14 protein-coding genes, 1 tRNA gene and 1 pseudogene are annotated in these 21,162 nt (G+C 35.3%); 6 read left to right on the top strand and 10 right to left on the bottom strand.

The window, feature by feature from the left end; all coding sequences use genetic code 11:
- The first annotated feature begins 25 nt into the window (after window positions 1-25).
- Both GQ593_RS07130 and cysE read left to right on the top strand, forming a co-directional pair.
- Window positions 26-1,267, top strand: coding sequence for an oligosaccharide MFS transporter (locus tag GQ593_RS07130; protein ID WP_202115406.1), 1,242 nt, complete (start codon window positions 26-28; stop codon window positions 1,265-1,267).
- A 187-nt stretch (window positions 1,268-1,454) separates the two neighbouring features.
- The gene (gene cysE / locus GQ593_RS07125) at window positions 1,455-2,216 is read left to right on the top strand and encodes a serine O-acetyltransferase (RefSeq protein ID WP_272914602.1); all 762 of its coding nucleotides are present in this window, start codon (window positions 1,455-1,457) and stop codon (window positions 2,214-2,216) included.
- Between the two features lie 60 nt (window positions 2,217-2,276).
- On the opposite strand, the gene GQ593_RS07120 is transcribed toward cysE, so the two are convergent.
- The 5 genes from GQ593_RS07120 to recN all read right to left on the bottom strand — a co-directional run bounded on the left by GQ593_RS07120 (window position 2,277) and on the right by recN (window position 7,143).
- The gene (locus GQ593_RS07120) at window positions 2,277-3,110 is read right to left on the bottom strand and encodes a mechanosensitive ion channel domain-containing protein (protein ID WP_160431415.1); all 834 of its coding nucleotides are present in this window, start codon (window positions 3,108-3,110) and stop codon (window positions 2,277-2,279) included.
- Window positions 3,111-3,171: 61 nt separating this feature from the next.
- Window positions 3,172-3,765 (bottom strand): nucleoid occlusion factor SlmA, encoded by a 594-nt coding sequence (slmA, locus tag GQ593_RS07115; protein ID WP_160431414.1) that lies wholly within the window; start codon window positions 3,763-3,765, stop codon window positions 3,172-3,174.
- Entirely contained in the window at window positions 3,762-4,220 is a 459-nt protein-coding gene (gene dut, locus GQ593_RS07110) for a dUTP diphosphatase (RefSeq protein WP_160431413.1), read from the bottom strand. Before dut ends, slmA begins: the two co-directional genes overlap by 4 nt.
- A complete protein-coding gene (gene coaBC / locus GQ593_RS07105) occupies window positions 4,204-5,430 on the bottom strand; it encodes a bifunctional phosphopantothenoylcysteine decarboxylase/phosphopantothenate--cysteine ligase CoaBC (RefSeq protein ID WP_160431412.1) in 1,227 nt (408 codons plus the stop codon). Before coaBC ends, dut begins: the two co-directional genes overlap by 17 nt.
- 51 nt (window positions 5,431-5,481) lie before the next feature.
- On the bottom strand, window positions 5,482-7,143 hold the full coding sequence (recN, locus tag GQ593_RS07100) for a DNA repair protein RecN (RefSeq protein ID WP_160431411.1): 1,662 nt from the start codon (window positions 7,141-7,143) through the stop codon (window positions 5,482-5,484).
- Window positions 7,144-7,638: 495 nt separating this feature from the next.
- On the opposite strand from recN, the gene GQ593_RS07095 reads away from it, so the two are divergent.
- The 4 genes from GQ593_RS07095 (at window position 7,639) to metF (ending at window position 14,658) form a co-directional block, all read left to right on the top strand.
- Window positions 7,639-10,053, top strand: coding sequence for an AAA family ATPase (locus GQ593_RS07095; protein ID WP_202115405.1), 2,415 nt, complete (start codon window positions 7,639-7,641; stop codon window positions 10,051-10,053).
- 597 nt (window positions 10,054-10,650) lie between these two features.
- Window positions 10,651-11,202, top strand: a complete 552-nt coding sequence (locus GQ593_RS07090) for a YagU family protein (RefSeq protein WP_065583181.1) — start codon at window positions 10,651-10,653, stop codon at window positions 11,200-11,202.
- 174 nt (window positions 11,203-11,376) lie between these two features.
- Window positions 11,377-13,650, top strand: a complete 2,274-nt coding sequence (gene metE / locus GQ593_RS07085; protein WP_160431410.1) for a 5-methyltetrahydropteroyltriglutamate--homocysteine S-methyltransferase — start codon at window positions 11,377-11,379, stop codon at window positions 13,648-13,650.
- A 132-nt stretch (window positions 13,651-13,782) separates the two neighbouring features.
- Window positions 13,783-14,658, top strand: coding sequence for a methylenetetrahydrofolate reductase [NAD(P)H] (metF, locus tag GQ593_RS07080; RefSeq protein ID WP_160431409.1), 876 nt, complete (start codon window positions 13,783-13,785; stop codon window positions 14,656-14,658).
- A 39-nt stretch (window positions 14,659-14,697) separates the two neighbouring features.
- Here the strand turns inward: metF and GQ593_RS07075 are convergent.
- The 5 genes and pseudogenes from GQ593_RS07075 to GQ593_RS07055 all read right to left on the bottom strand — a co-directional run.
- Window positions 14,698-14,774 (bottom strand) — tRNA-Met (locus GQ593_RS07075).
- A gap of 301 nt (window positions 14,775-15,075) precedes the next feature.
- Entirely contained in the window at window positions 15,076-16,005 is a 930-nt protein-coding gene (locus tag GQ593_RS07070; RefSeq protein ID WP_202115404.1) for a hypothetical protein, read from the bottom strand.
- Window positions 16,006-16,211: 206 nt separating this feature from the next.
- On the bottom strand, window positions 16,212-17,315 hold the full coding sequence (locus tag GQ593_RS07065; protein WP_160431408.1) for a hypothetical protein: 1,104 nt from the start codon (window positions 17,313-17,315) through the stop codon (window positions 16,212-16,214).
- A 61-nt stretch (window positions 17,316-17,376) separates the two neighbouring features.
- Window positions 17,377-20,457, bottom strand: coding sequence for a type I restriction endonuclease subunit R, EcoR124 family (locus GQ593_RS07060; RefSeq protein WP_160431407.1), 3,081 nt, complete (start codon window positions 20,455-20,457; stop codon window positions 17,377-17,379).
- A 20-nt stretch (window positions 20,458-20,477) separates the two neighbouring features.
- A pseudogene (locus GQ593_RS07055) lies at window positions 20,478-21,095 on the bottom strand (restriction endonuclease subunit S); the annotation flags it as partial.
- Window positions 21,096-21,162: the final 67 nt, after the last annotated feature.

Here is a 21,162-nt window from a genome sequence, read left to right as displayed (position 1 = left end):
TTTCAACAATATAAGAGTAATAAACATGAATATGATACAAAATAGAAACTATTGGTTCTCATCTGGTTATCTTATTACGTTTTATGCTGCATGGTCGCTTTGGTGGTCTTTTTACGCTATTTGGTTAAAAAGTAAAATTGGCTTATCAGGCGAGCAGTTAGGTATTGTTTATGCCGCGAATTCTGCTGCAGCCATGTTTTTTATGATCTTCTATGGCATTATCCAAGATAAATTACAAATAGGAAAAGCCGTAATAACTTTTCAAAGTATCATTATGGTGCTTATTGGTCCGTTCTTAATTTATGTGTATGAGCCTTTATTGAAAAATGATTTCATTTTGGGTGTGTGTATCGGTGCACCCGTTCTAAGTGCTAGTTTTATTTCAGGTAGTGCTTTGACTGACTCATTTATTGAACGTATTAGTCGTTTATTTGGTTTTGAATTTGGTCCTGCTCGCTTTTGGGGATCATTTGGTTATGCGATTGCCACCTTTGTTGCCGGTATTTTATTTGGTATTGATCCGCATATTAACTTTTGGATGGCATCGGCGGTTGCTGCTATCTTTTTTACGATTAATATAGTATTTAAGCCAACACACTATCAAGTATCACAATTCGAAAATAACAATACAGCTTTAACAGAAAAAACATCGACCATACCCACAATGGGTGAAATTTTATCTCTGTTTAGATTGCAAAAATTTTGGTTGTTTGTCTTGTTTGTTATTGGTACTTATAGCTTTTATACCATCTATGATCAGCAATTATTTCCTAATTTTTATACTAGCTTTTTCGAAAAGCCAGAAGATGGTTATCAAGTTTATGGTTATTTAAATTCTTTCCAAGTTTTTTTAGAAGCAACTTGTATGATTATTGCACCTTATTTTATTAACAAAATGGGAGCTAAAAAGTCATTGTTAGTTGCAGCACTAGTTATGATTTGCCGAATTGCATTATCAGCAACATTGGATAATGTTTATTTTATTTCATTAGTAAAACTATTTCATGCAATTGAAATTCCACTATTTATTTTAGCGATGTTTAAGTATATCGTCGGTAATTTTGATGCAAGACTATCGGCGACCCTTTATTTGGTTGGGTTTAATATTTCCTCTAATCTTGGTGTTATTGTGTTGTCATGGCTAGTTGGTAAATTATTTGATAATACAGGATATGCAACAACATTTTATATACTTGCCGGTGTTGTTTTACTCACTTCGGTGATAGCAATATTTACTTTAAGCGATGAGAAAAAAGCAAAGCAATAATAATCTTAAATTCGTGCTAACAGTGATAAAAAAATGGAAACATATTGTTTCCATTTGCCTTTTAACTTGATAATAAATGAATACAAAACTTGCTTCTAGGTTAAGTTTACGAAACAATATTAGCAAGTTTAGTTATTGTATACAGGAACGTGTCGTGAACGATGCAAAAGTAGTTGTTAAACCCGATATGTTATGGCAAGCCATTCGCCAAGAGGCCTCAGCGCTAGTTGAAAGCGAACCGATGTTAGCTAGCTATTTCCATGCAACTTTACTCAATCATAAAGATCTGGGGAGTGCTTTAAGCTATATTTTAGCTAATAAGCTTGTCTCTCAGGTTATGCCAGCTATTGAAATTCGCGAAATTGCTCGGCAAGCGTATAAAGCTGATGAAAATATTATTCAGTCCGCCATAAACGATATTCTAGCTGTTTATATTCGCGATCCAGCAACTCATTATTACTCAACACCACTGCTTTATTATAAAGGGTTTTTATCACTACAAGCTTATCGAATTGCACATTGGCTTTGGCTGCAAAACCGTAAATCGTTGGCGATTTTTTTACAAAGTCAGATTGCAATAGTGTTTGGGGTAGATATTCACCCTGCGGCAAAAATTGGCTGCGGGGTGATGTTTGATCATGCAACCGGCATTGTAATTGGTGAAACGGTGGTAATTGAAAACGATGTTTCTATTTTGCAATCCGTCACCTTAGGTGGCACGGGTAAACAAAATGGCGATCGCCACCCAAAAATTCGTGAGGGAGTAATGATTGGTGCCCATTCCACGATTTTAGGTAATATTGAAATAGGTCAAGGCGCTAAAATTGGTGCGGGTTCAGTTGTGTTAGATCCTGTGCCACCACATACCACCGTTGCCGGCGTGCCAGCAAAAGTAGTGGGTTGTCCTGATTGCGATAAGCCAGCTTTAAATATGGATCAAGATCTTTAATCACTAGCAAATGATAAATAAAACTCCATTGAAAGGGAGCAATGGAGTTTTTATAAATGGCTACTTAGTATTAAGGTTTACATCCATGGTTGGATATGGAATATTAATATTATTTGCAGTTAATCCATTTTTGATATTTTCAAGCAGCTCGCCTTTCACTACACCATAATTTTCATTTAATGTCCAAACTAAAACATTAAAATTCATTGAGGAAGCATCTAACACATCTAATCGAATGGTTGGCTCTTTGGTGGTTAATATATTATTAGTTTTATCAACGGCTTGTTTTAACACTTGATAAACTTTTTGAATATCTGAATTATATCCCACATTAATCACTAAATCTAAACGTCTTTCAGGTAAACGTGTATAGTTAATAATGTTGGCACTCACTACCTGACTATTCGGGATCACAACAAGTTCATTCGTTGGGGTAACAATAGAGGTTGAAAAAATTTGTATAGAATCAATAACGCCTTGCTGGCTATTGATGACAACAGTTTCACCAACTTTAAATGGACGAAAAATAATTAAAATAACCCCAGCGGCAAAGTTAGATAGCGAACCTTGTAATGCCAAACCAATCGCTAAACCAGCGGCACCAATAACAGCAACAATCGAGGCCGTTTGTACGCCTAATTGCCCTAAAACCGCCACTAATGTTATGACAATGAAGGCATAATAAGACAAAGCACTGACAAATTTAACAACGGTCGGATCAACGTGTCGGTTAAATAGTATACGTTTTAATTGATTACTAATAAATCTAGCAATCGTTCTACCAATAACAAAAATAAGAATAGCAAAGCAGAAATGAGCGATATAGCTAAATACAACCCCATCATATCGTTTGATAAAGGTAAGGGTATGATTTAAGAAATCTTCAAAATTCATCTTATTATCCTCGGTAATAGGGAATAGAAATTTCTGTTAATGTGTTTTAGTGCAAAATTGGCTAAACCAGTTGTTTAACTAATAAAGTCCAACGTGTATCAAAATTAGTGGTTGGTAGATATTTAAAACCTGAACGAGAATAACGCGCCATCATACCTTCACAATAAGCTAATAACTGGCTAGATAAAATGCGTTCGTCTGTTATAAATGCCACTCCCTCACGAATTTTTCGTTCACGTAAAACTTGTTTAATTTGAGTTTCAATGCGTTCAAATAGTTGGCTAATCCGCTCTTGTAACTGTTCTTGCTCAAACATTAATGCATGACCGGTCATAATTCTGGTTAATCCCGGGTTTTTTTCAGAAAAGCCTAATATCAATGCAAGAATAAGTTGTAAACGCGTAAAAGTATTAGGCTCATCTTGAATAATCACATTAATGCGCGACAACAAAATATCTTCAATATAGACAATTAAACTTTCAAACATTTTTGTTTTGCTTGGAAAATGTCGATATAGTGCTGCTTCAGACACACCTACTGTTGCGGCTAATTTGGCTGTCGTAATTCGTTGAGTACCTTCATTAGATTCAAGCATTTTTGCCAAAGCTTGTAAGATATCTTCTTTACGATTTTTATTTTTGCTACTCACAGTCATTTTTTACCCGAATGTCCAAATCCACCTTCTCCACGCGCTGACTCAACAAATTCATCAACAATGTTAAATTCGGCTTGTACAACCGGAACAATAATTAATTGGGCAATTCGATCGCCAGCTTCAATAACAAAAGGGGTTTGGCTACGATTCCAAACAGGAACAAATAATTGGCCTTGATAATCAGAATCGATTAAACCAACCAAATTACCAAGCACAATACCATTTTTTGAACCCAGCCCTGAACGAGGTAATACTAAGGCAGCCAAACTAGGATCGGCAATATGCATTGATAAGCCCGTCGGCGTTAAGATAGTTTCGCCGGGTTTGATTTCTGTGGTTTTATCAAACATCGCGCGTAAATCAATACCAGCCGATCCTGCGGTTGCATAGGTAGGGATTGGAAATTCATTACCCAAACGTTTATCTAATACTTTTATATCAATTTTTCTTTTCATCATGACTCGCTTTATATCGTGTTATAACAGCTTGAAGTAACTGTGTTGCTAATTGTTGTTTACTGCTTAATGGTAACGTTTGCTCACCATTTTGCCAATATAGCGTTAATGTATTTTGATCAGAATTAAAGCCGATGGTTTTGTCTGAAACATCATTAGCGCAAATTAAATCTAAGTTTTTTGTTGTTAATTTTTTTAGTGCATAAGCTTTAACATTATTGGTTTCAGCTGCAAATCCTACTACAAATGGGCGATGCGTTTTTAGTGCTGCGACACTTGCGACAATATCGGGGTTTTTCACTAATTCAATAATAAGTTCATCGTTATCGCTGGTTTTTTTGATTTTTTGTGTCGCAACTGTTTTGGCATGATAATCAGCAACCGCTGCGCACGAAATAAAAATAGTTGATTTTTGCGCACAATTTAATGCTTCATCATACATCTGTTTAGCGCTTTTAACGTCAATTCGGTTGACACCATTTGGCGTATCTAAATGGACTGGTCCACTAATTAATGTAACGGTAGCCCCCATTTGCGCTGCCGCGCTTGCAATTGCAAAGCCCATTTTTCCTGAACTGTAATTACTAATGTAACGAACTGGATCGATTTCTTCGATCGTTGGGCCTGCTGTAATGGTAATGGATATGTCTGAAAGCGCTGAAGTTGCTTTAAAATAGTGTGCAATTTCTTCAACAATTGCGTGTGGCTCAAGCATACGTCCTGGTCCAATATCACCACAGGCTTGGAACCCGTTATCTGGTCCTAAAATTAAAGTATTTCTTGAGGCTAATACTGATAAATTATGTTGAGTTGCCACTGCTTTATACATTTGTTGATTCATTGCTGGAGCAATGGCTATTGGTGCTGGCGTGGCTAAGCAAATGGTTGATAACAAGTCATCAGCAATGCCGTTAGCCATTTTGGCAATAATATTGGCGGTTGCGGGTGCAATTAAGACTAAATCAGCCCATTTAGCAAGTTCAATATGACTCATAGAAAGCTCGGCTGATGGATCAAAGAGATCACTTGATACTTGATTGCCAGAAACAGCTTGCAGGGTCATTTTAGTCACAAAATGGCTAGCTGAATCAGTCAGAACAACATGCACTTGCGCACCGGCTTTTTTTAAATGGCGAACAAGATCGGGGCATTTATATGCAGCAATGCCACCTGTAATGCCTAACAAAATATGTTTACCCGATAGACTCATGATCAAGCTTCCTTCACATCAAGATGAAAGCGCTATATTACCACAATTCAGTTAGATAATAAGTAGCTCTTTCGCATTGGCTAATGTTGCATCTGTAATTTTATCACCCCCTAATAATCTGGCTAACTCATTTAACCGACCATTTTTATCCAATTTTTGCATATCGGTTGAGGTTTGTTTGCTATCTGTTTGTTTACTAACAAAATAGTGCTGATTTGCTTGCCCTGCCACTTGTGGTAAGTGTGTGACGGTAATTACTTGGGTTGATTGTCCAAGCTGTCTTAATAGCTGCCCCACTTTAGCGGCAGTTGGACCACTAATACCGACATCAATTTCATCAAAAATTAAAGCAGGAGTATCCATTTTTTGCGCCGTTAAAACTTGAATGGCTAAGGCAATACGTGATAATTCACCGCCAGATGCCACTTTAGCAAGCGGTTGTGGATTTTGACCAGCGTTGGTGCTGACTAAAAAGATGACTTGATCGGCGCCATCTTCATTTAATCGATTTTCGTCAAAAGCGATATCGATACTAAATTGCCCATTTGGCATAGATAGTTCATGCATAATGGTGGTCACTTTTTTGGCTAAGGTTTTACTTATTGAGACCCTTTTTTGATGCAATTTAGCCGCAATGTCGATCGCAATTTGATGGTATTTACTAATATCAGTTTTAAGTTGTTCGCTTTGTTCATCTTGCTGATTGATCTGTTTAAATTCAGCTAACAAGGTCTGATGCAAATCGGGTAATGCTTCGGGAGCGACATGGTGCTTTCGCGCTAAAGCAATTTGTTTAGATAATCGCTGTTCAAGCTGCATAACGCGCGCCGGATCAATCTCTAAACGTTCACTATAGTGACGAAGTTCGTAGCTAGCTTCTTTAATCTGAATGGAAGCCTCTTCAAGCATGTTGCACACATTATGTAAAGTTGGATCAAGCTCAACCAATTCTTGAACACTATTTTTAACGCTACTGAGCAAATTACTGACGTTATATTCATCCGCTTCATCTAACAACATCACAGATTGTTGGCTCAAATTGATTAATTGTTCACTGTTGGATAATCGTTTGTATTCTTCGTCAATTTGTTGATATTCACCCACAATTGGCGAAAATTCATTTAACTCTTTTAGCTGATATTGTAAAAGCTGCATATGCGCATCACGTTCTTGTCGTGTAGTTTCGTATTGCTGGTAAGCTCGTGTTGCTGCTTTCCACTGTTTATAGGCTTGTTGCATTTGGGCAAGCAACGTAGGTTCATTCATATAATGATTTAGTAACAACTGTTGATAATCACTGCGTAACAGGCGCTGATGTTCATGTTGCCCATGAATTTGAATCAACATTTGCCCCACATCTTTTAATTGCGAAATAGGTACCGCACGACCATTAATAAATGCTTTAGAACGTCCATCTTGATTAATCACTCGGCGTAAAATGCATTCATTTCCTTCATCAAGTTGGTTTTCACTTAGCCACGCAAATGCAGCCGGCGTATCATCCAGCACAAAGCTTGCAGAAATATCAACACGATCAGCCCCATGCCGAATAGATGAGGCATCAGAACGATTACCCAAACATAATCCTAATGCATCAATAGCAATCGATTTCCCCGCGCCCGTTTCACCCGTAATAGCGGTCATCCCCGTAGTAAAGTCAACAAGAAGCTGATCCACAATAGCAAAATTATTAATAGTTAGTTGAGTTATCATAATAAATTAATACATAAGGCTAGTTATAATATTGGCAGTATAGCAGTAAAAACACTGTAAATAAATACAGGTGATTGTTTTTTATTTTTTGAGGGGTTTTTTTGGTAGGGCAAAGTTCATAATGCGTTGGCATATATAGATCTAATTGCGTTAGCTCATATAAAAACTGATCAAAATTGGTGTGTAACGTCTGCGGAATGAAACCATTTTTTATCTTTTTCCAATTAAGGATATTTTGCATATTCCTAATAATCCTGAGCTCTCAGACTAATAATAAATCCCCTTTTACATTGAATAAATAACATATTGACCGTTAATTGGTATTGTAATAGATTAAGGAGAAGATTGTTTTTTCACCACTTTCCTTTAGTTGATGATTAGAAATTATGTCTATAAGGCAAATCTATAAAAATAATAATTATTTAATATTTTTTTTGAAACAATTATATCGTTGTTCAAAAAACTCATTTGATGTTATATAAGGATAAAAATATAGTGAAAATTTTAAAGATAAAAAGAATCGGAAATTTTGGTATTTTTCAAAATTTTGAATGGGATACTGAATTAGCTTATAAGAATGAAAATAATAAAAATCAAATATATAATTTTAAAAAGATTAATATTTTTTATGGTAGAAATTATTCTGGAAAAACAAGTCTTTCTAAAATATTAAGAGCATTGGAAACTAAACATATTTCTAGTAAATATGAAAACCCTGATTTTGAAATTTGTTTAGAAAATAATGATACTATTAAACAATCTGAGCTTGATTCTTTTTCTTATCCAATTTATGTTTATAATTCTGATTTTATTAAAGAAAATTTAAAATTTATTTATGATGATTCACAATATATTGAATCATTTTCGGTTACTTTAGGTCACGATAACCAAAAAGTTTTGAATTGTATTCAAGAATTAAACAATCAACTCGGTACAGATAAGCTAGATGCTGAAACAGGAATATATTTATCCATTAAAGAAAAACAAAAAAAATTAAACAAGGCAAAGGATATTTATACCAAGAAACTAACAGAATTCGAAGGATTACTTTCTAATAGGGCTACAAAAGGACAAGACTCAATAAGAAAGCAACCTGAAAAATACGGCGATCAAAATTATAATGTTAAAAAGCTAAAAGACAAAGATATTCCTAAAGTTTTAAAATCAACTTATGAAGTATTAGATAAAATTCAAAGATATTCATATGAAAAACTTATTTTACAGGTAGAAAAAGAAGCTCCTAATAAGATACCTTCTTTTACAATCAATTACCAAACCATAATTAAATCAGTCGAAGATATACTCAACACCCAAATTGGCAAATCGAGAAAAATAGATGAATTGGTTGGTAATGGCCATCTTAATAAATGGGTAGAAGATGGGATGCATTATCATGAAAAAAGAAATACATGCGCCTTTTGCTCGAATAGTATTACTACCGAGCGTTTAGATGCTTTACGTAATCACTTTGATGAAGAATTAAAAAAATTAAAAAAACGTATTGTAAATGGTATTGCATATTTGGAAAAAGAAAAAGCGTCTATGACCGTTAATATCGATGTAAATACCTTTTATGAAAATTTTCATCCTGAGTTAAATGAATTAAAAGCAGAACTCTCAAAACTTTTACAAAACCAAGTCCAATCATTTGATACTCTTATATCTTACTTAACGAGCAAGCAAGAACAGTTATTTAGTGTGATGGAATTTTCACCGCCAGCGGACTACTCTGAAGCAATAACAAAAAAACTAGAACAGATTGAAGAAATTAGACAAAAGCATATTGAATTAACAACCAATTTAAATAGTCAGAAAAAAGTAGCTAGAGATCAGCTACGCTTAGATAATGTTTATAATTTTTTAAAAGATATCAATTATATCGATAAATTAGCTGAAATAGAAAAGCTGAATGCTGCTATTTTACCACTAGAAAATGAATTAAAATTATACAAACAACAAAAGGAGCGCATTCTTAATGAAATTAAGTTAGAAGAAAATAAACTGAAATCTGAACGACAAGCTTGTAATCGTATTAATGAAATACTACAACATGATTTTGGTCATAATGCTTTGAGTCTAGAAGCAATACAAATAGGTGATTATCAAAATAAAATAATCAAATTTGAAATTAAGCGAAATGGTATTAAAGCACATAATTTAAGTGAAGGAGAGTGTAGCCTTATTGCTTTTTGTTATTTCTTGGCGAAAATACAAGATGATCTTGAGCAAGATAAAAATCCAATTATTTGGATAGATGATCCAATTTGTAGTTTAGATAGTAACCATATATTCTTTATTTTTTCTTTAATTCAGGAAAGAATTTGTAAAAATAAAAAATATAAGCAATTATTTATTTCAACTCATAGTTTAGAATTTTTAAAGTATTTAAAAAGAATTGAAGAAGATAGCAATGGAAAATGTAATTACTATTTAATTCAACGGCATGATCATATTTCGACAATAAAGCGTATGCCCTTGTACTTGAGTAAATTTGTAACCGAATTTAATTTTTTATTTGAACAAATCTATAAATGTGCAACAGTACAAAATATTGATGATAGTAATTATACTTTATTTTATAATTTTGGTAATAATGTTCGCAAATTTTTGGAAATTTATACTTTTTACAAATATCCATCTCCATTTTATAAATCGGACGAAATGTTAAAAAACTTTTGGGGTAATGATATTTATGAAATTATAGCTGATAGAGTACATAATGAATACTCTCATCTGTGTGGTGTTTTAGAAAGAGGTGAACTTATTATAGAACAGCCTGAAATGAAAAAATCTGCTATCTCAATAATTAAAAAAATTCAAGAGGATAAAAATCAATATAATGCATTGTTAGAAAGTATTGGTATTGAAATATTAAACGATACTTTATATCCAAAGACAATGGAAGTATGATTGTTCCTATAATCCAATAGCCTATTTTACATACAATTAAAATAGGCATCTCTATAAATTTAAAACTAGTTAGCTTGGCTCACTCTTTCCTTGCCCCATAATTAGTACAAAACTAACTTAGAAAATTACTGGAGTAATTAGTTTGATGCCAAGAAAACAAAAATCCTTTTCTGAATCAATAATACATGCTTCTCAATACTACACACACCGTCCGCACTTTCAATATAGCGTTTACCATGCTCGGTCAGCTTCATCTCCACCTATTCACATTTCAAATTACATTTTTTGTAAAAAATATTCAGGATTCTATACCGTTTTAATAATAAATAATCACATTCAATGATTTATTTAAGCTAGATTTACCTGGTGGTTATGCTCGATTATTTTTCGACAACATGGACTAATTGCTTTGAAAATTACCTTTGCCTAAAGGTGGCATAAAACGCATTATAAAGATTTCAAGGATTATTTTAATCAATAATCACCCCAATCATTCCAATAACTTTTACAATCAGCCAATCCCATTTATTCTTCTTTTATCTACTGCTGTGGAGTATAATCCTACAACGTATTTATTTTAACTATGGGAAACCCAGTATGTTTGGAAATAAAACAAATCGCCAAGTTATTATATGGACCACCATTATTGGCGGATTTTTTAGTTCATTAGTAAAATGGGGTTCAGAGGTCAATATGCCTCCGCGCGTACCTGGCGAAATTTCGCCACCAGCGGCACATATTGATGCGTGGCTTGGTTGGCTTGGGATTAATTCCCACTCGCTTGATTATATTTATCAAGGGGCAAGCGTTTTAGGTGCAGTGACACTTTATCACTGGTTATTTAGTTTTGCTTTCGCCTTTGTTTATGTTGCAGGTGCATATTATTGCAACAAAATCCGCTTATGGTATGGGGCATTGTACGGCATTATTATTACCGTTGTGATGCACGGCTTTTTAATTCCATTGCTTGGTTTCCGCCATCCTGCTTATGATGCGGAAGGTACGGTTGGTTGGTTATGGAATTTAAATGGTTATGAGCTTTGGAGTGAAATTCTAGGTCATATCTATTGGGGAGCATCGATCGAAGTGTGTATGATTGCAGTGCTGGCTCATTTTGCAAGACCAATTCATGGTAACTGGCGTCAATAACTGGCTTAGCTTTCATCTGTTTATGTTCAATCCTACTATTTAAATAGTGGGATTTTTTATTTTAGTTGTTATAGTTAAAAACTATAGCAATCCATAAAAAACTAGAATTATTCAATATCTATTTTTTTTGTTATCTTTTTATCACTATAAGAAAATGGATAAAAGGAAATAAAAATGAATACTGCTGTTATTGGATACCCTCGAGTGGGTAAGCTTCGTGAACTTAAATTTGCAACAGAAGCTTATTTTAAAGGTAATAAAACCCAAGCGGAACTATTAAACGAAGCCAAAGCGTTACGAGCTGAGCATTTAAAACAGCAAGCCGCGCAAAAAATTGCTTTTATTTCATCGAATGATTTTTCATTCTATGATGCGGTGTTAGATACAGCGTGTTTACTTAATGTTATTCCAAAACGTTACCAAGATTTAGGTTTACCTGAACTTGACCGTTATTTTGCCATGGCACGTGGTTATCAGGGCGAAAAAGGTGATGTGCGTGCACTGGCTATGAAAAAATGGTTCAATACCAATTACCACTATTTAGTACCTGAAATAGAAGATTCAGTGCAAATTAAGTTAACAGGTACCAAACCTTTTGACGAATATCAAGAAGCTAAAGCGCTAGGCGTGCAAACCAAGCCAGTTGTGATTGGTGCATTAACCTTTTTTAAATTAGCGCAGTATTTAGGTAAAAAACAGCTTGGTGATTTTAAAGCGGATATCATTAAAGCTTATCAAGCGATCATCCAAAAATTCACAACGCTTGGCGCTGAATGGATCCAAATTGATGAGCCAATTTTAGTGACCGATCTAAATAAAGACGATATCGCTTTATTTACCGAACTTTATCAAGCGATTTTATCGGTTAAAGGTAACACCAAAATTGTTCTGCAAACCTATTTTGGTGATGTGCGTGATTGTTATAAAGAATTAGTGGCACTGCCTTTTGATGGTATTGGGCTTGATTTTGTCGAAGGTAAGCAATCATTAGCTTTACTTGAAAATAATGGCTTCCCTGCTGATAAAGTATTATTTGCCGGTGTTGTTAATGGCAAAAATATCTGGAAAAACAATTACCAAAAAACTTTAGCTTTACTTGGTAAAATCAAACAAAAAGCCACAAATATTGTCATTAATACGTCTTGTTCATTACTGCATGTTCCTTATACATTGCAAAATGAAACAAAATTAACCATTCAACAACGTGCTTACTTTGCTTTTGCCCAAGAAAAGCTACAAGAGCTTGCTGAACTTGGTCTGTTATTTAAAGAAGTAAATCCTGAAAATAATGCCGCTTATAAAGCCAATCAAACACTATTTACCCGTGAACGTGAAGGTGCAAACCACGCAGTTCGCCAAAAAGTGGCGGCATTAAATGCGTCTGATTTTACCCGTTTACCAGAGTTTTCAGTGCGTGAAGCGGCGCAGAAGAAAGCCTTTAACTTACCACTATTACCAACTACAACCATTGGATCATTCCCGCAAACACCTGATGTGCGTTTAAATCGTGCTAAATTCAAAAAAGGCGAAATTTGCTTGAATCAATACACTGAATTTAATCAACAAAAAATAGCTGAGTGTATTAAATTGCAAGAAGAAATTGGCATTGACGTGTTAGTTCATGGTGAATTTGAACGTAATGACATGGTCGAATATTTTGGTGAAAGCTTAAATGGCTTTGTGTTTACCGAAAAAGCTTGGGTGCAATCTTACGGTACACGTTGCGTTAAGCCACCGATTGTTTGGGGTGATATTTCACGGTCTAAACCGATTACGGTTGAATATTCAAAATATGCACAAAGTCTGACTGATAAACCAGTTAAAGGAATGTTAACAGGGCCGGTAACGATTCTTAACTGGTCATTCCCACGTGAAGATATTTCGCAAAAAGAATCAGTATTCCAAATTGGATTGGCCATTGGTGATGAAGTGTTAGATCTTGAAGCTGCTGGCATTAAGATTATCCAAATTGACGAAGCCGCGTTAAAAGAAAAATTACCACTGCGTAAAGCGGATTGGAACAGTGAATATCTTGATTGGGCGATTCCAGCATTTAGATTAGTACACAGCAAAGTCCAAGCCGATACCCAAATTCATACACATATGTGTTATAGCGAATTTGCTGACATTATTAAAGATATTGATGCAATGGATGCCGATGTAATTTCGTTCGAAGCTTCTCGCTCTAATCTACAATTAATTGATGTGCTCAATGCCAATAATTTTAAAACCGAAGTTGGACCAGGTGTTTACGATATCCATTCGCCACGTGTTCCGCCTGTTGCTGAAATTAAAGCAACGATCGAAAAATTACTGGCGAAGATTGATAAACAAAAATTATGGATTAATCCAGACTGTGGTTTAAAAACGCGCGGTGAAAAAGAAGTGGTTGAAAGCTTACAGCATCTTGTTGAGGCTACATTAGCAGTAAGGAAAACACTGAATTAAGCACTATTTTTACAAAGAACTGAGTTTATTTACTAAGACATCGTACTTTACGAGCCTGACAATTCCGCTGCCTATTTTGGCGGCGGAAATGTCAATAAGGAAAATAAGTGATATAACGAATGGATGATAAAAATGAAAACAAATCTATTATTTAATAAAAAAACGGTGTTCTCTTTTGAAGTTTTTCCCCCTAAAAAAACATCACCTTTAGAAACCATTTACAGCACACTACGAGAGCTTGGTTATTTTAAACCTGATTTTATTAGTGTCACTTATGGTGCTGGTGGTAGCTTAAATGGGCAAACCACCATTGATATTGCCCATTCAGTCAAACATACTTATGGCATCGAAAGTGTCGCTCATTTACCTGGCATTAATTTTGACAAAGCTGAGATGCAAAAAATCCTACACGATCTTAAATGTGCAGGGATTGATAATGTGCTTGCTTTGCGTGGTGACATCAGTCCGAATGTATCGCCCAAAGATGATTTTCGATACGCTAGCGAACTGGTGACATTTATTAAAGAAAACGGTGATTTTAACGTGATTGGTGCATGTTATCCAGAAGGACATCTTGAAGCATCAACCCTAAAACAAGATCTGATCCACTTAAAAGAAAAGGTCAATGCGGGTACTGATCAACTTATTTCACAGTTATTTTTTGATAATGACTATTTTTATGCATTTTTAGATAAAGCACACGATATGGGCATTAATGTGCCGATCGAAGCTGGCATTATGCCAGTGACTAATAAAAACCAAATTGAGCGCATGGTATCGATGTGTGGAGTGAATCTACCGAAAAAATTCAAACAAATGATGGAAAAATATGAACATCATCCTGATGCATTTCGTGATGCGGGCATTGCTTATGCCATCGATCAGATTGTTGATTTAGTTTCACAAAATGTGGATGGGATACATTTGTACACCATGAACAATAGCTACATAGCTAGACGCATTAGCGAAGCTGTTGCAACATTATTAGCTGTACCAAAAACAAAATAGTGATTTAGAAAAAAGGATATATCAAGGATTGATAGGAATTGGTTGCGGGGGCTGGATTTGAACCAACGACCTTCGGGTTATGAGCCCGACGAGCTACCAAGCTGCTCCACCCCGCGTCAAAGAGATAGTTATCTTATAGTAATAAAATAATAAAGCAATACCTATTTAACTCAACCGCGCCATTTTTAAACACTATTGAGTAAATATGTACTATTTTTTTACATAAACATACCTACCTAAACGTTTTTATCCGTATTTTCGTTTTCGTCAAAACCGAATACGCCAGAAACCTGACTACTGCTATACCTAAGCGATTTTTATCAGGATTCGCAAGCTTTATACAAAAGAGTAAGGTTATTACTGCGACTCTATGTTAAAAAATAAAATAGTTTTATTAAAATAATTAATTTATTTTTACTAAAACTCTGGATAAATAATATGCCCAATAATAGAGCAAATTAATCTATTGTCGTTGACATGAAAAGTATCGAAATTGTCTTTATCTTGTTCACCAATAAAAAAAATCCAAGTGTACTCTTTAGTGTTCCCTTCTTTTTTTAATTGTCTAGCGTCTTGTTGTGCTAGTTCTATTTCATTTAGTAGTCTTGTTTTTTTAGCTTTAGACCATGCAGACCAATCAATCTTAATTTTATAAGTACAATCTGGCTTATTATTAATCCAAATTCCTGCCGTTAAAGGTATAATTAATAAATTATCATTGTAGTTGATTTTTTCCCAGAGCAATAATGAAGAATAAAAGATTTTCTTTTCTGCATACTTTTCAATTTTTTTATGGGATAACTTCTTAAAAATTTTTATATAATTATCGCCTTCAATTCCAGGAATACTTAAAGACATATTTCGATCGTAGGGAAAATTGATAAAGGCTCTACATATTGGACGAATAGTATTTGCAGGGCGCCTAGATTTTTTATCGACATCTGTATTTAGCACTTTATTTTGTTTGTCTGAATTGTCGAATGATCGTGTCGTTTTATTATTTAAATCTGAAGAAGTGCCGATATGCTCTCTGTGTTCAATGAGTACTAGGCTGGAAGGAGATAACCCTGGTGTTTTTTCTAATATACTTCTGATACTTTGTTTTTTACCTAGCCCTTGCTCAACAATTTTCTCTTCAGCATCTGCATCACAATCTTTCGCGTGTGATTGATTTGGATGCTTGGCAAAATTTGCGCGCATTTTATTTTCTTTTTTCCATGAACGTGGCACCATATCAATACCACATCCCCAGCATTCATAACTTTTAGGATCAACATAATCTAATTGGCATAATGTTTCGGCCTCAATAATTATTTTGGTTAACTTATCGCGAGCTGAGTCCATCATTCCTCCCATATATTATCAATATATTCAAATCTTAAAAATAGTATTTAAAATTCATCATTCTCTTTATTAATAATTAAAAATTATTGTAAATTATCCTATTAAGCTAAACTAGGCGCAGAGTATAATAGGTTTGTTTTATAAATTATATCTATACGCTATATCCTCAGACCTATGTTTATAATTTAGTTTGGCTCTCTAGATTTCTATTACTCCTCGTGCTCCGTATAATCTTCTAATACTGCATCAGTCATACGGTCTAAATGCTTGACTTTACTAAGGGTTTTTAAATTGCGGTAAGGAATATAGCTACAACGTTCAAAAAGAGGACCACTTTCCAGTAATGAAAATACTGGGCGGCGGATCTCTTGAAATACTTTTTCCTGCCGACTATCTGGGGCGACAATATGAAGATTAATATTCATATTGGGTTGTAAGGCAAGTAAATCCGCCATGCGTAAAATACCAGAGTAAACCGAAGTGGTATGTTCGACCTCAAATGCGCGGGTGATAGAACGCCCTTTTAACCAAATTACATCGATTTGTTCAATGGTACTTAAAGTCGTTTCGTCATAATTAAGCGGTAATTTTTCTAATAATGCTTCGGTACCGTTTTTCCACTCTTTTAATACGCGACTACGATCGGCTTTAGGTAGCCAAATCTTCATCCCCATACAGGCACCAATTTGGGCAAGTAATGCTTGCATTTTGATTGATTCGCGTACCTCTGGGTTTTGGATTGGCGCATCGTCATCAACCAGCTCACTATCATTCGGAACCGAAACCTCAACCACTTTATCAGTTCGATTGACGGTATGGGTTTTTAATTTCTTTTGATCTTGTTCATTAAGAGGATAATCAGTAGTTAGATTATTTTGTTGTAATAGGCAGTTTGTTAATAATTTACCATCTTTTTCGTTTATTTTATTTAAACTATTACGCAGCAATCCGGTCCATCCCTTACCGTTTTTTTCGATTTTTTGAGTAAAAGAAAGCTGTTGCCAAATTTGGTCAGAATGAATAGGAATGGCTTGGATTAATGGTAACCACACTTTAGCCCGAACATGAAAACGGATAGTAAAAGGATCATCGGATGCTAAAAAAAGTGGCGTGCTATCTTCATAAGGGCCGTCAACTACTTCAAGCAGGCCGCACCAGCGAGATAATCTAGTGAGATAACAAACAAAAATATCACCAGCTTTTATTCTTTCTGTCAGTGATTTTTGTCGAACCCGAAAACCGGATACTGTTTTATCTGAACGCGTAAAAGCTTGATACGTTTCTGGTGAAAAGATATTGGTGTAGTAAGCCATAAATAATCATCCAATTGTAATTAACATAATTTTTTAATTGCTTAGTTTTATTTTAGAGCAATCAACTAAATTGCTGTTTAATCTCAGTCATCCAACGTGGAAGTTCGTCATGTAAGGCGATATTGAGCATAAATAAACTATCCACCTTTTTACTGGTTCGGTTTAAGTCAACACTTTCAATGATCTCAGCAAAATAAGGAACAACATCTGATTGTGACAGATCAAACTCAAGCAATGCTTTGGTTAACAGCTTGCTATCAATGCCCCATTCGTTGGCAAATTCGTTTGCGGCATGTTTGATTTTATCGTTTTTCCAATCAGTAAAAGCTTGATCAAAATGAACTTGGCTGGATAGGTGGCCTGTCAATAATTCAGTATCGACAAATTCCTTTAATATTTTAGCTTGCTGGTCTTCGCCCATTTGGCTTAATTCTTGAATTTGTTCATAGATAATGCGCCTAGTTTCGTCGTTAACGGTTTGTACACCATCGACATGTGTCACTTTAGATCCAATTAAGCTAAGGATATGGGCGGCATCAATAACCTGTGTGCCCGCCAATTTAGTTTTACCGATTAGGGTTGGCATGACTGTTGGCATGCTTGCAGTGCTTTCTTTGGCAGTTAAATTTTTAAATGCCCCGACATATTGCAACCAACGGTGCTCGGTCATGCCAAAAGTGGCATTATCCCATTGATACTCGTAATACTGTTGCACTGTATTAAGTTGGTCTGCAGCTATTTTAAAGGCTTTGCTAAATTCAGTTCGTTTTTTGTCATCATGTTCAATCAATTGCCATTCGGTTGGATCGGCTAAGGTTAAAACTAATTGTTCAAAATCGTTGGCTAAAATTCGCACGGCAGTGGCATAGGTTTCTACAATCGCTTTGCTACTGCTACCACCACTACCATACAGTTCAAGGGCTTGATTCACCATTTGTTCGGTCAGGCGTGGCGTTTGAAAATTAACAATCGTGCCAAATTCTTTGCTAGAACCAAACACACGATTGGTGCGCGAATAAGCCTGAATTAAGCTCTGTAGTTTTAAGGTACGATCAACATAGAGGGTATTTAGTCGTTTAGAATCATAGCCAGTTAATAGCTGATCAGCAACAATCACTAAATCGATATTTTTACTATTACGACCACTACCGCCACGGGTAGCTCGTTCCACTACATCCTCAAAATAGGCTTGTTCGCCATGTTTTTTATCACCTGCTATAAACTTAATGCCAGTAAACTCTGCATAATCGTTAAACATGGCGCTGATAATTTCAGGATCGACATTATCTGGATCATTTTCGTTACCAAAGCTAAAGGTCATAGCGATATTGATTTGTTGCTGACTGTTTGCTAGCTGTTTTTTAAATTCGTGATAATAGGCTATCACCCGTTCTTTATAAGCGACGGTTAAAATGGCATTAAATTGTTGCCGTTGGGATTGTGCTTGCCAGTTGTTTAAAATCTCTGTTACCACACGGGGGATATGGGTTTGATCATGATAAACTAATAGCGCTTTATCAATGGCTTGCTTTTCAACTTCGGTTTCGCTCCAGCTATGCACTAATCGGGCGATTTCGCGATCGGATTGTTCTGGCTTTTCGATCTTGATGCGCTCGATGAGTTTATCGCGTAAATCTTCATAACTATTAAATTCGCCAGTATTAATATAATCGACATGAAACCCGAGCACGTTACCATCGGCAATGGCTTCATCAATGGTGTATTGATGTAATTTTGGACCAAATAGCTTTTCGGTGGTGTTAATGACTTCGCTATTTTCGTTTATTTTGCCTTTAACTTTGTTTTCGTCAAAAAGTGGCGTGCCAGTAAATCCAAAAAATAGCCCATTCATTCTAAAATGGCTTTTTATATCGCCCATCATATTCTTCATGGTGGAACGGTGGGCTTCGTCAACAATAAATACTATTTTTTTATCGGCTAAGTGGCTATCTTTGCCCTCTTCAAGGGCTTTAACTAGGTTATGCAGTTTAAAGATAGTGGTCACCACAATGCCATTTTTGGGGGTGCTAAGGTGTTTTCTAAGTTGCGAGGTGCTGTGCGTATCATCAACCGTGACAGGTTCAAAGGCAGCATAGGCTTTAAAGTTGTCACTGGTACGGCTATCAAGCTCACGCCGATCGACCAAAAAGACCACTTTATCAAAATAAGCTCGGGTTGATAAAAATAGCGCTGTTTTAAAGCTGGTAATGGTTTTACCTGAACCAGTCGTATGCCAAACAAATCCGCCATGTGGCTTTTTGTCGGGATTATCCCAACCAAATGCCGCACCTTCAACTGCTTGTAAAGCAAAGACCTGATAAGGACGCATTAGCATATGCCGGCGGTTTTCTTCCTCTTTGGCTTCATCAATAACTAGGTAGTCACCCACCATTTGATGCGCCATTGGGATCATTAAAAAGTGTTCAATGACTTGTTGCCAATGATTGATCGGTTTATTGAATTTATTCGCCCAATGAAACACAAAGCTAGGATTAAAGTCATTAAGTGATTTAGGGGTAGCAAAGTAACGGGTTTCGATTTCGCTGTTTATCACCATCATTTGCGAAAAAGCCATAAAATTATGGCTATATTCACCTTCTCGATAGTAACGTTTAAATTGTTCAAATGCTTCGTCTAGGGTTTTATCAGTACGTTTTTGTTCAATATTAATTAACGGTAAACCATTAATTAATAAAACCAAATCGAAACGGTTACCGTTAGGGGTTTGTACCTCGCGAGCAATACGATAACTTGAGTCACCACCACACACTTCGGCTTTTTTAAAAATAGTTAAGGTGATTTGCTTGCGTGTCACAAGCGGATTATCATCGCGATAAATACCATCAATTTTGCCTTTTGATTCTTCCATAGCGAGCAGTTTTGCCGCTTGATAGCTGTTATTGAGTTGATTAACTTTTGCCATCACTTGGCTAAATTCGTTATCGGTTAATTCAACGCCCTCAAGCTGATCGGTATTTAGGCGATTGAGTTCGCTCCGCCAATGGGTGACTAAATCATTAACGGTCACTTTATGTCGATTACCATCTAAAAAGTCAGGTGCTTGCCATTGCTGTTTTTTTAATTTTTTAACAAAATTCTCTTGAAAGGTTTTTTCGGCGACATCTTTCGCTACCCGACTCATTCCTTAACTCCTTTTTATACAAACAGTTCGTTTAAATAAGCTTGTTTGATGTTTTTTAATTTATCTAATTTTTTTTGTTCTAATGCGATTTTATCATCGAGTAATTTAAAGAAATTACCGATTTTGGTTTGTTCGCTCAGCTTTGGTAATGTAATTGGCATTTGTGCCATTTGTTTTCCTGAAACTTCAGTAAACGTTGACCCAGCACCTTTTATCTGGCCGTATTTTTTTAATTCATTACTTCTTGAATATATGAAATAAGAATCTAGCTTATTTTTATACGGAACTATAGATTGAAACCCTTGATTAGTACATCCTTCTTTAGCAAGAATAGCTGTATTTCCTATACCCGCTCTAGAAGTATATAAAATCGTTCCAATTGGTAAAATTTTAGCAGAACTTTTTGCTAGCCCTAGTTGAGTAATCTTTTTTTCGCTATTATTTAGATATATTTGCTCTCCAATTTCTGTTGGAGAATACCAATCTATATCACCATTCCAAAAAGCGTTAACACTTGTACTGGGCGTTCCACCACCGATAATATCAGATATATCTCCTAATTGAATAATATTCCAATGACTATCCCCCTCAAACTTCTTAAACCGCAATTTAGGCTTTAATGGATCGGCTACACTAATTCATACAACTTTTTTAAGGGGTAAGGTAAACTTATCACCACTAAAAAAGGAACAAATATGAATAAGA

The organism is Gilliamella sp. Pas-s25, assembly GCF_009795885.1.
In the GTDB taxonomy this organism is placed as follows: Bacteria; Pseudomonadota; Gammaproteobacteria; order Enterobacterales; family Orbaceae; genus Gilliamella.
The sequence above is the reverse complement of the archived record's forward strand: the minus strand, read 5'-3'. Positions and strand labels throughout refer to the sequence as shown.